Here is a 13907-nt window from a genome sequence, read left to right as displayed (position 1 = left end):
AGCGTAATAGAAAAAGGGAGCCATTAAGGCTCCCTTTTTACTGTCAACAACTCGTTACTTCATACGACGACGCATTGCCGCAAGTGGTAACAATAAGGCGGTTAACCAACCGAGTGAACCTCCTCCATTGTCTGTATTTTTATTTGGTGCAGCAACCGCAGTCACTTCACCAGTATTACTGTTTAATGTGCCATCATTCGCAATAACAGTAAATGTATAGGTTCCCTGCTCTTTTGGGGTAAAGCTAATATTTTTTGCTGCAGGATCAAAAGTCACTGTAGGACCTGATGTCTGTGTCCAAATATAGGTGAGTGCATCGCCATCGACATCTTTAGCATTTGACATGACGGTGATTTTTTGGCCTGTAGGCAAGGTTTCTCCTGTTGGGGCGACAGTTGGTGCATCATTGACATTAGCAACTGTCACAGTCACTTTAGTCGCTTTTGATACGTTGCCATCGGCATCTTCGACGCTGTAAGTGAAGCTATCGGTGCCAAAGAAGTCTTTCTTAGGCTGATAAGTCGCAATGCCAGCTTCACTGATAGTGACAGCACCATTGGCAGGTGCGTCTACTACAGTTGCTTTAGACAATGTACCTACAGGAGCAATATCCAAAACACGTTGTGCATTGGCGGTTATGCCATTGCCTGTGATTGATGCGCGAGCAACTTTTTGATCTGGATTGATATCATTTGCGAGCAAATCAATTTCTATTGAGGTTTCTTCTGTAGCTTCTGCCATATCGCCAGTGCCAAAGGAGAATTCTGTCGCTTTAGCCAGATAGTCGATAGTAACATTACCTGCCGTTGTGTTTTTCAGCGTCAATGTATTACCTGTTACAACCGAATCACCTTCACCATTAAAGTGGTAAGTTGTTCCAATTGTTCCGCCTATATTTTCAGCGCCGATAGTGACGTTTGAAGGCATATTTGGAATATTTATGTAATTGAATACAACCTCTTCAGTATTACCTGTCTTAATCCAAATGCTAAACGTATAAGGTGTATTTGATGTATCACCATAGAGTTGGCCTTTATTCCACTCTAAAGCTAACCATTTAACTCCATCATCATCTGTGAATACACCAACGGCTAAGTCACCACCTCCAGTATCGCCAGCAGATTTATCTGATAAATCAAAATCTGACCAGAAGGGCGCTAAAATGTTATTTGGGTTGCTGCCATCAGGTAGCTTTTTGTTCGCAAATGTACCACTTGCACTTCCACCTCCAACAATCGCTAGACCATTGTCAGACATAGTGATGCTGGAATAGCTAACCCCATTGTATTTAAAGCTAGGCACAGTAAAGGTGAACGCTTGTTCATCACAACCTTCTGGACAAGTAATTGGTTTGACCCCTAGACTCACTATGCTTGGGAAACCAGCTGAGCCCTTAGTTGTCGTCATTTTAGGAAGATTCAGTGACCCAACCCAAGTAATGTTGCCTATATCTTCGTTGATTTGTAAACCATTTTGCGTCGCGCCAGCTAAGCTAACTTTTACATCATCTTTCGATGTTAGTTTCGTGCCTTCTGGTGCTTGCGCTGTAATAGTCACTGTACTGTCAAATGAGTTATTGTTAATCACAACTGATATTGGAATCGCATCGGTTGCGTTAAGTTCGGTTTTCTTGCTCATAGTCGAAATCAGTGAGGCATCACTTGACTCTTTAGCTAACACAGCCAAAGGTAAGTGAGCATCTTGCAGTCCTTCGGTGCTGCTTATCATTACATTACCAAAAATCCACTCACCATATTCTGCGAAAGTTGAGTCAACGGTTACAGTAAACGTGGCAGAGGCTCCTGCGGCAAGTTCTAAGCTAGAAGGTGATACTGTTATACCTGTACTATCGGATGAAGTTGATAAGTTCCAAGATGTTTTTGCGTCACTCTTGTTATATACCGTTCGAGTGAAAGTACATGGACCAACACAAGAGTCTGATGCGATGGATGGTTTGTCGAACGTTAATATAGCTTTGGCTGCAGCATCTAAATCCATGCGTCCAGCACCCATACCAAATGGTGTGGCTGGTGTTGTTGCATCATCATCTAAAATATCATCAAATTTAGCTGTTGATGTTAAAGCAGTTTTAATATCGTTTGCAGACCAATCTGGATGTAATTGACGCATCATAGCTGCAGCACCTGCTACGTGCGGGCTTGCCATACTGGTGCCAGAGATCATATTAAAGTCTTCACCACCATCATCAGGAGAAAAAGCTGACAGAATGTTGGTACCAGGTGCTGCAATATCCGGTTTAAGAATATTTTGGTTGCCATCAGGACCGCGTGAACTGGTGCTATTTAGGTTATCAGCAAGTTCAGAAACCATGATACGTTTAGTTTTTGCAACTATCGTACCTGTTGTTGCAGCATCTCCCATGGCTTCAATTACGGCTAAACCTGCATCTTTCGTAATCATGACAGCAGGGAATGGTTCACCAGGCATAGACATAGTCGTTGGTGCACCTGCCGCATTGTTATAAACTACAAGGGCTTTAGCGCCTGCAGCTTTTGCGTTTGTGGCTTTTAATGAGAAGTTACATGTTCCGCGAGAAATCAATGCAATGCCATCTTTGAACGAATCCGCAGCAAAGGCATCACAACCATTGGCATTTTCAGCATCTAAATTAACGGCCGCAATCACTGGAGCGGTAATATCTTCTGAAAGCACTGCATCAGAACTTGGGATAGCAAGTAAATCATCACCACCGGTATTAAAGCTATTAGCGAAAAAACGCCCTGTTGTAGTGTTAGCAACAGTTATTCCTGATTCAATACAAGCAGGGCAGCCGATAGTTTGAGGACCATTACCATCGTTACCGGCAGCGCTAACTACAACAACCCCCGCAGCTTCTGCAGCTTCAAACATGGTTTTGTATGGGCTGCTAGCTGGATCACTACCAGCACTCCCCCCCCATGAGTTGTTGATTACATCTGCACCATCATTAACAGCATGCTCTAAGGCTTCCATTAACATGATGTTAGAGCCGGTTCCGCCTGTGCAATCAGGCTTACTGTAAAGAGCCTTGTAGACCATAAGGTAAGCTGCTGGTGCTACACCAGATAGTTGAACGGGAATATCTTTATAAGTAGTTGATATCTTGTTACCGACAGCGGTACCTGCAACGTGAGTTCCGTGACCACCATAGCTAAGTGGACTCATGTATTCATTAGGACACACAGGTGATGTTGGCTGTGACCAACGCGCAACGATCAGCTTGTTGTTACAGAATGAAGCATCGACAGTCGAGCAGTAGTCATCCGATGGTCGACTACCGCTGGGTGCTGTGAAGCCTGCATCGGTAAACATGGGGTTTTCCGGACGAATGCCGCCATCAATAATAGCAACTTTCATTCCTTTGCCCGCATTAGCCATGCCGGAAACGGCTTCCCACATAGCTGGGGTATTAATCACTTGGTGTGATGCATCCATGTTAGTTTCATATATAGCCTCTGGGTATACTGCTTTCACTCCAGGCATTTTGGCTATTTTTTCAACACTTAGTCCTTGGCCAACAACTGTTATACCGTTAAAAAGTGTTTGGAAATGACGTTCCACTTTTGCATTTGGCGCAATTTTAGCTAAATTGCTAGCAAAAGCGTTTTGCTCTTTAGCTAGGTGACTTGAATAGCTTTTGACATTAGTAGATTGAATATCTAGTTTTTCTTTTTTCGAATTTAAAGCTGTTGCTGCGAAGTTGCCGATGCCGCCTCTATACTTAGCTAGTGCAGGAGATTCCATCTCAACAATAAAACGTTGTGGAGCATCGAGGTTAGTGGCTGATGTTTGCGGTTTAGTATATTTATCATGCGCGCTTATTTCTGGAGAGTAAGGTTTAAATGTAAATTCACTGTTAGCAATAGCTGCGCTTGAGAGTAGTGCAGCGGAGATAGCGATCGATAGTTTTGTCTTCACAACTTCTTCCTTGTCAATTAATGCTTTCAGCACTTTATTAAACGTGCCTGTAGCTGAATTGTTATAGTTTCTGCTGCGCTCTTTGGCGGTAGCAATGAAGTTGTAACACAAAAGTATCGTATGGTTAACACTTTTGCGGTAAAAAAGATGTTAATCACACTTTGGTATTTGTTATGTTGTTTGTAGGTGTTTGCTGTTTTTCCTGTTTAAGGTTTAACCGCTCTGACGATTGGGTTTTGTAGGCTGATCAAGGTTTCCGTCGACTGGATTTCATCGATAGATTGGATGCGATTGATGAGCACGTGTTGCAAGCCGTCGATGGATTGGCACATGACCTTGACGAAAATACTGTAGTTGCCTGTGGTGTAATAGGCTTCGACGACTTCTTCGAGAGCGTTGAGTTTGGCGATAGCTGCGGGGTAATCGCCAGCACTTTTAAGGTTGATACCGATAAAACAGCAAACGTCATAGCCTAAGGCTTTAGGGTTTACCGTGATCTGCGCACCTGTAATGATCCCCGCTTGCTTCATTTTTTCTACCCGAACATGGATAGTGCCGGCGCTCACGCTAAAGCGTTTAGCGAGTTCGGCAAAGGGTGTGCGGGCATCCTGCATTAGGGCTTCGAGGATATGATTATCGAGTTGATCGCGCTGAAATGCGGTATCCATAAATAAACTCTCTATAACGTAGTGAATTGTCATAAAGTTACGTTTTTTTATGGGGAATTGCTACCGATTTTGCCCGTATTATTTGATTTTAGTGATCATTGTTCGCCCAAAGGCTCACAAAAAGGGACTTTTGCGCTAAAAGTCATACTGACACCCGAGTAGGGATGTTTGATGGTGAGCTCTGCTGCATGTAGTAATAGTCGAGGCGCTAAGGATTTTGCCAGTGAGTCGGCATAAAAACCATCGCCTAAGATCGGATGACCTAGCGCCATCATATGCACCCGTAATTGGTGTGAGCGGCCTGTGATTGGCGTCAGTTTAACCAGCGTTGAGCGTTTGGCGCGGCTCATTACTTGGTAGTGAGTCAAAGACGGTTTGCCAACAAGATGATCGACTTTCTGTTTAGGGCGATTTGGCCAGTCGCAGATCAGTGGATAATCAACGCTGCCAGTGTCATTTTTGACATGGCCTGCGACCCTTGCATAATAGGTCTTGCTGGTTTCTCTATCGTGGAACTGACGTTTTAATTCCCGCTCTGCGCTACGAATCAGGGCGACAACTATCACGCCTGAGGTCGCCATATCGAGGCGATGGACGATTTGGCAATGGGGATGCTCAGCTTTTACTCGAGCATAGACACTGTCGTAATGGGCGGGGTCGCGACCAGGCACAGACAACAATCCTGAAGGTTTGTTGATGACGATAATGTCTTTATCTTGATAAAGAATATCGAGCCAAGGAGTGGTCGGTGGTTGGTAAATAAAATCAGTCATAAATAGTGCCTATTCGTCAATGCGGGGCAAAGATACTCTGCCCGGCTTGAGGGTGCAAGTGTGAGGCCCAAAGATCGGCTGGGCCATTATCCTCGCTGACAAAAGTAAAGCGGATTAGTTGATGATTTGCTGATAGAGCTGTATTTGAGTTTTTGTTATACTCCCGTCCTTTTCGTTAATGATCATTTTGAGTCTGTGAAGCCATGAGCCAGCCAGAGATATACACTCCCGAGAATCTTTCTCACGTCCATAACCGTCTTGAGTTATTGGCGCCTGCAAAAAATGCTGACTACGGTATCGAAGCCATACGCCATGGTGCCGATGCGGTATACATAGGTGGTCCTGCATTTGGTGCGCGGGCAACGGCGGGTAACAGTGTTGAAGATATCGCGCGCCTGTGTACTTATGCTCATCAATATCATGCTCAGGTATTCGTCGCCCTCAATACCATTTTGATGGATAACGAACTGGCCGACGCCGAAAAACTCATTTGGCAATTGTACGAAGCGGGTGCTGACGCGCTGATTGTGCAGGACATGGGTGTATTGCAGCTCAATTTGCCGCCGATTGCCCTGCATGCCAGTACCCAAATGGATAATCGCAGTCCAGAAAAAGTGGCGTTCTTAGAGCAAGTTGGTTTTTCTCAGGTGGTGCTCGCCCGTGAATTAGGCTTAAGCCAAATCCGTGATGTCGCCGCGCATACTAATATGCAGCTCGAATTCTTTATCCACGGTGCTTTGTGCGTGGCTTACAGTGGTTTGTGTAATTTGAGCCATTCCTTTAGTAACCGCAGTGCTAACCGCGGTGAATGCTCGCAAATGTGCCGTCTGCCGGGCAATCTTAAAACCCGTCAAGGCGATGTGTTAGCGCAGAATGAACACTTATTGTCTTTAAAAGACAATAACCAAACCGAAAACCTCGAAGCGCTAATCGATGCGGGCATTCGCTCGTTTAAGATAGAAGGTCGCCTAAAAGATTTAAGTTATGTTAAAAACGTCACCGCGCATTATCGCCAAAAGCTGGATGCGATTATGGCGCGTCGCCCTGAGTTTAAGGCTTCGTCCCACGGCCGCTGTGAACATTCTTTTATCCCCGATCCAGAAAAGACCTTTAACCGTGGCAGCACAGATTACTTTGTTAACGAACGTAGCCAAGGAATTAAAGATTTTCGCTCGCCCAAATACATAGGCGAAGAAGTCGGTAAAGTGGTCAGCATAGGTAAAGACTTTATCCAAGTGAGTTCGACCCATGAGTTTAATAACGGCGATGGCTTAGCGTTTTTCCCCGCGAATTTTGCCATGGCAAAGCAGTCCGATGACAAGCTGCAAGGCCTGCGGGTTAACCGTGCCGAAGGGTTAAAACTGCATATATTGCAGGTACCAAAGGATTTAAAAGTCGGCATGACTTTGTACCGTAACCATAACCAAGCCTTCGAAGCCCTGTTATCTAAAGAATCTTCTAAACGGATTATCGGCGTCGATTTACGGTTGAGTGACACCCAAGACGGACTCGCACTGACATTGACCGATATCTATGGCCTTACAGCCACAGTGAATTTAGTGGTCGAGAAGACGCCTGCGACTGATGTCGATAAGACCTTACAAAATACCCGTACTCAACTGGGTAAGCTAGGCAGTACCGACTTTGTTGCCCGTAGCATCAGTATCGATACGGCCCAAGCTTGGTTCTTGCCCGCATCTGTGCTCAATGGTCTGCGCCGTGATGGTGTGGCCGCCTTAGAGGCTGCCCGTGTGCAAGGCTATGTGCGTCCACTGCCGTGGAAGCATAATCAAGATGCAGTCTATCCCGTCAAGCATTTGAGTTACTTAGGCAACGTTGCCAACGAAAAGGCCAAGGATTTTTATCAACGCCACGGCGTGATTGAAATTCAAGATACCTATGAGAAAAATGGCGTTACCGAAGATGTGCCATTGATGATCACTAAGCATTGCCTACGCTTTAACTTCAATCTGTGTCCGAAGGAAGTGCCAGGGATCAAGGCCGATCCTATGGTGCTTGAAATCGGCAATGATGTGCTCAAGTTGGTATTCGACTGCCCTAAATGCGAAATGATGGTAGTCGGCGAAAACCGTCAAGTGCGAGGCCAGAAGCACCTTTAATATTTGTCATTAGGAGCATTGCCCGAGTGCAATGCTCCTAGCACCTATTCAGCTACATCCACGCACCTACACCAGCCTACCTCTCATTGATGTTGCTCTCACCAGCGTCACTCTCATATTTTCATCAAAGCCTTATATTGCACATGCGGTAATGAGCAGATATCTTATTGAAAATAATATCAATAATAAGGGATGTTAAAATGGGATTGTTAGACGGTTTACTCGGTAATGCTGCTGAGGTTGATTTGCAGGAATTAGCCGAGGAATTAAGGCCTATCATGGGCATTCAAGAAGAATTAAAACTCGCCTACAAAGTGATCCGTGATTTGTTTATTTTCACCAATAAACGCCTGATCTTAATTGATAAGCAGGGACTTACAGGCAAGAAGGTTACTTACCATTCAATACCTTATAAATCTATTACCCATTTTGAAGTGGAAACGACAGGGCATTTTGATATGGATGCAGAGCTTAAAATTTGGATCTCAGGCCAGAGTGAACCTTTAGTCAAAGAACTCAAGCGTGGCACGGATGTCGTGGGTATTCAAAAGACCATCGCCACTTTTGCACTTTAGTTTTTTTGCACTTTAGTTTTAGTGCCGTGGCTTAAGTTTTAGTGCTGCGACTTAGATTCATTTAGTGCTATCAAGCTTGGAATTGTTATCGCAAGCTGACGGTTAATGTGAGTAAGGTAAGCCAAGTTTTATCTGGGCTTACCTATCCTCGCTATCGAGTGTGATTCAAATCTGCTTGATTAATTTAACACTATCCTACTTGTGCTAGTGGAGTGCTCTATCGGTTCGCCCGCCATAGTATAGGTTTCGGAAAGCTTGAGTTTGCCTTGCTCATCGTATTGATTGTGGATGCCGACCCAGAATTGCTCTTGTCCCTGAATTTGTAAATTACCTTCTTCGGCAATCTGGCGATTGGGATGATAGCGTTTCATTACATAAAGTTTGCTTTCATCATCAAATTTTAAATGATAAGCCAATATGGGTTCTTCGGTGTGAGTGGCGACATCTGCTATTGTTTTATCTTCTCGCTGTTTTGTCGCGGTATTGCCATTGGGTGCGTGATACTTCTGACGAGATAAATATGCGTTATTGCTACTATTGCGAGCATGATGTTCGCTGTTATCCGTACGGTTATTTGGTCCGTTACTTTGCCCATCAGCATCGTCTTCATCATAATCATAACTAGGATTTTCTGGGCTATCCCATTCAGGTTCTTCATCTTCCTGAGTTGCTATATTTTCATGAAAATCAAAGTAGTGACGGCTTTCTATCAGTTGGCCTTGTTCATCTAGCCAGGCTTCGCGGTACACTTTTCCTTGGGGCGTAAAACGTTGCCAATGGCCGATATCGAGGTAACGACCATTAGTAATTTGGATTGTGCCAGTTTCTAAAATTAAACCTTGAGGGGATAAGGATTTAGAGCTAAATAAATCCCCTTGCGTACGGGTGAGTAACCAGCGAATGGCGCCATCTTCATAGTATTCGATGCGAGTATCGGCGATACCTTCTTGATAGTATTCCCTTTGATTATTATCAAGATTATAGCCGCAGCGGGTATTCGAGTGACTCTGATAGGATTCGAGGATCCCTTTGTTATTATAAAAGCTGGACTCTTTGAGGTAGCCTTGGCCATCACTAACTTCATATTCAGAAATTGTACGTATCGTGCCATCTTCATAAAACCAGCGAGCAGTGCCATCACGGTTGCCCTCTGTGTGCGGTAAGTACATCTGAATTTGCTGGTTTTCGTGGTATTCAATAAAAGGGGCTACCGAGAGGTTATTTTTATATTGGCCTTCGGCCGAAAGCACGCCACTTTTATAATAGCTTCTAAATAGACCTTCCCTGAGTCCCTTTTCAAGATAGATCTCAAGGGCGAGTTGACCATTGTCATGATACCAAAGGGCCATGCCTTGTTCTTTACCATCCTCAAAATAGATTTTTTCTTCAAGTTGACCATTGGGATACCATTTTACATGTTCGCCATGTAATTGGCCTTCGGTATTGAAGGGTTCACGCCATGCAGGCTTACCTGAGTCGTAAAACTCTTCAATGACTTTGCCCGTCACATCGTTAAACACTTTTTGTTTAATCGCTCCATTGGGATGATACCAAACGGCTTCATATTCATAGCCTTGGTTGTAATATCTTTCAGCTTCTAGTGAACCATCAGGGTAATATTGTTTTTCAATTCCGTGGATAACATCTTGCACTAAGGGCCGGATCAGCTGTATTTGTCCAGATTCATAGTAGCGAGTTAACGTATTGATATAATATCCATTGCTATCTTGTTCGGCGGTTTCTTTAAGCTGACCATTGCCATAAAAGTATTGAATAAATTGACCTTGGGGATGGCGATCTTCTATTTGATTGATCTTGCCCTCATGGTCGTACCACGTTTGTGTTCCAAGTTGCTGATCATTAATAAAGTTGCCTTCAAATAACAGGGTACCTAGGGCATTGAATTGGCGGGTCACGCCATTACGTTCGCCAAAATAGTTTGAATCGACGGCTTGGGTAAGCCCTGGGCTTTGGGTGATGATTCTAAGTATACCCGCACCATATTCGGTATTGAGTTGGTGAAAAGTGCGGTGCAGTTGGCCTGTTAGGCTGGCGTAATCTTGAATATCGCCTTGCACTATATTGTCTGCATCGAGGGTAAAGTGGCTTATCAATAATGCATCGAGATTGTTAAGCTCAACTTGCCACAACGCCTTTATTTGGCTGTTCTTTTTGGGGGTGATACTGCACACTTTTACCTTGTCGAGCCAAAAGTGCTGCTCGGGGAAAGGGAATTGATTGCTGATTTCGAGGCGGTCGAATTCGGTATGGTGGAAGTCGCAGCATTCATTGGCGTTTTCCCAGCCCAAGAGTTCTATGACTTGGGGCGTATCGTAGTGATAGAGAGTTAAGCCGTGGTCGGCATTTTCTTCGCAAGAAGTCGCGTCTGCCTTTGTCGCATGAATTTTTAAGCTGAAATGACGCTGGAATAGCGGCGCAGCAACTGACGGTTCCTGCGTTAAATCTTGTTCTTGGCTGAGTGTTTGTGATTCAGTTTGAAGATGAATGTCTTTTGGATCGCGGCTAGTTTGGTTTGAGGGAAATAACTTGGCTTTGAGTGCGCGAAACAACGACATTGGGGAAAATCTCCATATCCATATGTAAAACAATAAGCTTATCTGAGGAATACTCATGGTAACTGAGTATTTTTGTGCGCATATCATAGCGGTTTATGGATTCGTTTCTCAATGCTTGATTGCTCAAAATACCGTTTAATCAGAGTGGCACATTAATAAAAGCAGAGGAATAAAGACAAAATGCTTGATAACTTTTTTACAAAATTACCCACAGATTTATCGGCCGAAGTGTTTGAAAAACTGGCGGGTAATGACACTGTGACCATAGAACGCATCGTTTCCAATGGGCAATATACCCAAGCTACCTGAAGATACGAGTTTCAGAGCGCTTAGGGTGCTTCAATTCAAGGCGCATCAATGACAGAATGTCGGTCACCTTCTGAATTGATGCAACACGGAAGTGGAGTGCCCTAAGCGCTCCGTCCCGGCGGGTTTTAACGCACTTTATGCCGTGTTGGCTATTTTTAACTTAGTCCACTAGGTCTGCAAATAGCCGCCTTGCCTAAAGTGCGTTAAATTCCCGCTGAATCCTGCATCTTCAGGTGGTTTGGGTATCTACCCGAAGCTCAATGGTACGATCAAACTCAACATGAATGGGTGATGCTGCTCAAAGGCGAGGCGACACTCGAATTTGAACAAGGTGAACCCGTTACGCTAACTCCAGGTGACTATTTAACTATTTCGCCCCATCAAAAACATCGAGTCGCTTCGACTTCTATAAGTTCAGAAACCCTATGGCTTGCGGTATTTTACGATTGATTAGGGTTAAGGCTACAGGTTAACGATTCTGCCATAGCCAACTGGGCGTATTGAGTAAGTCTTGGCCTTGGATCTGCGTTTGGCCTAAGGCTTTGTCTAAGGCCAAGGTATTGCAGTGTTCAAATTGGCTTAAGGCATTAATAAGCCGATTAGCATGGGAAACCACCCACAACTGGCACTCTTCCGACACCTTAGCGATTAAGCGTGCAAGCGCAGGTAATAAGTCGGGATGTAGGCTAGTTTCTGGCTCATTTAACACCATAAGCTCTGGCGGTCTTGGGGTCAGTAGGGCGGCGATTAACAGCAAATAGCGCAGAGTGCCATCCGACAATTCACTGGCATTGAGTGGCCTTAATAAACCATGCTGATGAAATGCGAGCACTAAAATGCCGCCCGCTTGGGGTTCAATGCGAACCTCAGCACCGGGAAACGCATCGCTCACCGCATGATCAAAAGCCGTTTTATCACCTATCTCAAAAATGGTTTGAATTGCTGATGCAAGGTCGCGCCCATCGTGGTGCAATACTGGCGTGGCTGTACCTAATTGTGGACGACGGGCTGGCGCTTCTGCATCGGTTCTGAAGTGATCGTAAAAGCGCCATGCGCGGATACTGTCGCGAAGTTTTAGCACTTCAGGGCTGCGCTCTGGATCGGCAAGTTCCGTAAAAATACTGTCGCCGGTTTGCAGGTGTGCGCCTAAGGTTATCCAGCCTTGTCCGTCAGCACTGCGACTCTTCACCATAGGACCACGGCGCTCAACCAATACTGTTGAGGGTCGATACTTAGGCCCGTTCCAAATGGCTTCGCGCTTGATTTGTGGATCTAAGCCAAACAGCGTAGTGGCGTCGGGTTTGGGTAAACCGAGTTCAATAAGATAGCTAAAATCTTCGCCAGCAAATCCAAGCTTTAGGCGTTTTGGCGCTTGCCTGACGGTGGCTTCAATGGCGGTGTCGCCTGCTAGCATACTTTTGGTGGGGTTTTCTGGTCCCGCCCAAAAGCTGGAATCGAGTCCGCCTTCTTGGGCTAAAGCATTGACAACGCCGCCTTGCGCCGTTTGTGCGAGTAAACGTAGTGCCTTGTATAGATTCGATTTACCACTGCCATTCGCCCCAGTGATCAAATTGAGTTGTCCTAGGGGCAAGACGATTTCACGCAGAGAGCGATAATTGAAAATAGCGAGTGTGGTCAGCATAGAATATCCAAGACTGAAACAAGCTGATAAGCCAGTAAATTTATCGACAAAGTAAATTAAACATGACGATAAAACAATGGCATTTACAGTAGTACTTTGTTGAGCACTCTTTGCCAGTTACCACCCATAAAACGGTCGCGGTCAGTAGATTTAAAGCGCGCCTTGGCTAAGGCATCGTCGATACGGCTCATGCGGTCGATATGATTCAGCTCGGGGATCACTACATGCCTTGGCTCTGCATCAAAACCTAGCACGCCTTTCGCCCTCAGGCTGTACCACCATTCTTGATATTCTTTAATGCCTTTGGCGTTGTCATTACCCCGTGCCAGTAGGTTTTCTTGGCCACGGAGCGGGAAGTCATTCGCGATTGCCACGCAGTCCACTCCACCAACACGCATAACGTATTCCAGTTGTCGAATATAATCATCAATCGTGGGCACGGCATTATTGGTAAGCCAGAAACTCATCATAAATACGCCGAATACGCCGCCGCTATCGCCGATGGCGCGGATCACTTCATCGGGGGAACAACGGGCATGGTTTACTATACCGCGCGCTGCGCCGTGGCTTTGCACTATGGGTGATTTAGTGATTTTTGCGACATCTAAAGCGGTTTGAGCGCTGGAGTGACTCACATCGACTAAGATATTGGCGTGATTGAGTTTGGCGATAAGCTCGTGCCCGTGGGCCGTGAGTGGTTTATTGAGTCCGCCACTGGCATCATTATCTAAGGCGCCACCAGCAAAGGTATTGCCGTAATGGTGGGTGAGTTGCAATACGCGTAGCCCTTGTTGATGAAACTCATCTACCCGCGCCCACTGGTTAGCTTCGCTGTCTTCTTCGACACAATCTGCGCCTTGGATTTGAAAGTATACCGCAGTGCGCTGGCTGTCGCGGGCACGTTGAATATCTCGCCCCCTCAGACCTTGCAGTAAAATATCGGGATGATCGCTCACCCGTTTAGCGGCCTGCTTAATGCTTTCCATGCAAGCTTTATAGGTGCGTTTGTAGTTTTGAGTGCCATCGGCTTGTTCTATGGTCTCAATAGCCGAAATATCGCAAAGATAGGCATCGAGCTTAGCGGCAGTTACATCACTTAAGTCATCGGGAAGGAAAGATAAACCATCGACATATATCCGCCTCTGTGCGGCGGCAAAGCTAGGTAAACTGGCGAGTGGACTTAACAGAGTTGCTGCGCCAAGACCTTTAAGGAGTGTACGACGGTAGTGATTGACTGCCTTGATGGGCATGCTCGGTTCCTATCAATAACGCAAATGTAACTTCTTTATACCTTTTTAGGGCGTAGAAGTCTTTGATTAAATCCCT

At 45.3% G+C, this 13907-nt stretch carries 10 protein-coding genes; 4 read left to right on the top strand and 6 right to left on the bottom strand.

Features of this window, described 5'->3' with window-relative positions; all coding sequences use genetic code 11:
- Positions 1-54 precede the first annotated feature (54 nt).
- From L5M40_RS09225 to rluA, 3 genes are all read right to left on the bottom strand, one after another.
- The gene (locus L5M40_RS09225) at positions 55-3918 is read right to left on the bottom strand and encodes a S8 family serine peptidase (RefSeq protein WP_263176476.1); all 3864 of its coding nucleotides are present in this window, start codon (positions 3916-3918) and stop codon (positions 55-57) included.
- A 206-nt stretch (positions 3919-4124) separates the two neighbouring features.
- Positions 4125-4586 carry a transcriptional regulator AsnC gene (gene asnC / locus L5M40_RS09220; protein ID WP_006080290.1) on the bottom strand — a complete coding sequence of 154 codons (462 nt, stop codon included), beginning with the start codon at positions 4584-4586 and terminating at the stop codon, positions 4125-4127.
- 95 nt (positions 4587-4681) lie between these two features.
- Positions 4682-5359, bottom strand: a complete 678-nt coding sequence (rluA, locus tag L5M40_RS09215) for a bifunctional tRNA pseudouridine(32) synthase/23S rRNA pseudouridine(746) synthase RluA (protein ID WP_113939779.1) — start codon at positions 5357-5359, stop codon at positions 4682-4684.
- Between the two features lie 203 nt (positions 5360-5562).
- Here rluA and L5M40_RS09210 point away from each other — a divergent pair, with 203 nt between their 5' ends.
- Together L5M40_RS09210 and L5M40_RS09205 are read left to right on the top strand one after the other, a co-directional pair.
- The gene (locus L5M40_RS09210; RefSeq protein WP_263256539.1) at positions 5563-7479 is read left to right on the top strand and encodes a peptidase U32 family protein; all 1917 of its coding nucleotides are present in this window, start codon (positions 5563-5565) and stop codon (positions 7477-7479) included.
- Positions 7480-7679: 200 nt separating this feature from the next.
- Entirely contained in the window at positions 7680-8054 is a 375-nt protein-coding gene (locus L5M40_RS09205) for a PH domain-containing protein (RefSeq protein WP_105250128.1), read from the top strand.
- Positions 8055-8233: 179 nt separating this feature from the next.
- Here the strand turns inward: L5M40_RS09205 and L5M40_RS09200 are convergent, their stop codons facing one another.
- Positions 8234-10630 carry a toxin-antitoxin system YwqK family antitoxin gene (locus L5M40_RS09200; RefSeq protein ID WP_263256537.1) on the bottom strand — a complete coding sequence of 799 codons (2397 nt, stop codon included), beginning with the start codon at positions 10628-10630 and terminating at the stop codon, positions 8234-8236.
- A 180-nt stretch (positions 10631-10810) separates the two neighbouring features.
- On the opposite strand from L5M40_RS09200, the gene L5M40_RS09195 reads away from it, so the two are divergent.
- Positions 10811-10939 (top strand): cupin, encoded by a 129-nt coding sequence (locus L5M40_RS09195; protein WP_263256535.1) that lies wholly within the window; start codon positions 10811-10813, stop codon positions 10937-10939.
- A gap of 207 nt (positions 10940-11146) precedes the next feature.
- Positions 11147-11389 (top strand): cupin domain-containing protein, encoded by a 243-nt coding sequence (locus L5M40_RS09190; RefSeq protein ID WP_317629671.1) that lies wholly within the window; start codon positions 11147-11149, stop codon positions 11387-11389.
- Between the two features lie 19 nt (positions 11390-11408).
- Here L5M40_RS09190 and L5M40_RS09185 read toward each other — a convergent pair whose 3' ends face one another.
- Together L5M40_RS09185 and L5M40_RS09180 are read right to left on the bottom strand one after the other, a co-directional pair.
- Positions 11409-12581 (bottom strand): AAA family ATPase, encoded by a 1173-nt coding sequence (locus L5M40_RS09185; protein ID WP_263176483.1) that lies wholly within the window; start codon positions 12579-12581, stop codon positions 11409-11411.
- Between the two features lie 83 nt (positions 12582-12664).
- A complete protein-coding gene (locus L5M40_RS09180; protein ID WP_263176484.1) occupies positions 12665-13831 on the bottom strand; it encodes a dipeptidase in 1167 nt (388 codons plus the stop codon).
- Between the last annotated feature and the right edge of the window lie 76 nt (positions 13832-13907).

This window comes from Shewanella sp. SM68 (assembly GCF_025653925.1).
In the GTDB taxonomy this organism is placed as follows: Bacteria; Pseudomonadota; Gammaproteobacteria; order Enterobacterales; family Shewanellaceae; genus Shewanella; species Shewanella oncorhynchi.
The sequence above is the reverse complement of the archived record's forward strand: the minus strand, read 5'-3'. Positions and strand labels throughout refer to the sequence as shown.

Bases quoted from the DNA above. Each gene is read 5' to 3' on its own strand.
- asnC (WP_006080290.1), bottom strand. From the start codon at position 4,586: ATGGATACCGCATTTCAGCGCGATCAACTCGATAATCATATCCTCGAA.
- rluA (WP_113939779.1), bottom strand. From the start codon at position 5,359: ATGACTGATTTTATTTACCAACCACCGACCACTCCTTGGCTCGATATT.
- L5M40_RS09210 (WP_263256539.1), top strand. From the start codon at position 5,563: ATGAGCCAGCCAGAGATATACACTCCCGAGAATCTTTCTCACGTCCAT.
- L5M40_RS09205 (WP_105250128.1), top strand. From the start codon at position 7,680: ATGGGATTGTTAGACGGTTTACTCGGTAATGCTGCTGAGGTTGATTTG.
- L5M40_RS09200 (WP_263256537.1), bottom strand. From the start codon at position 10,630: ATGTCGTTGTTTCGCGCACTCAAAGCCAAGTTATTTCCCTCAAACCAA.
- L5M40_RS09195 (WP_263256535.1), top strand. From the start codon at position 10,811: ATGCTTGATAACTTTTTTACAAAATTACCCACAGATTTATCGGCCGAA.
- L5M40_RS09185 (WP_263176483.1), bottom strand. From the start codon at position 12,581: ATGCTGACCACACTCGCTATTTTCAATTATCGCTCTCTGCGTGAAATC.
- L5M40_RS09180 (WP_263176484.1), bottom strand. From the start codon at position 13,831: ATGCCCATCAAGGCAGTCAATCACTACCGTCGTACACTCCTTAAAGGT.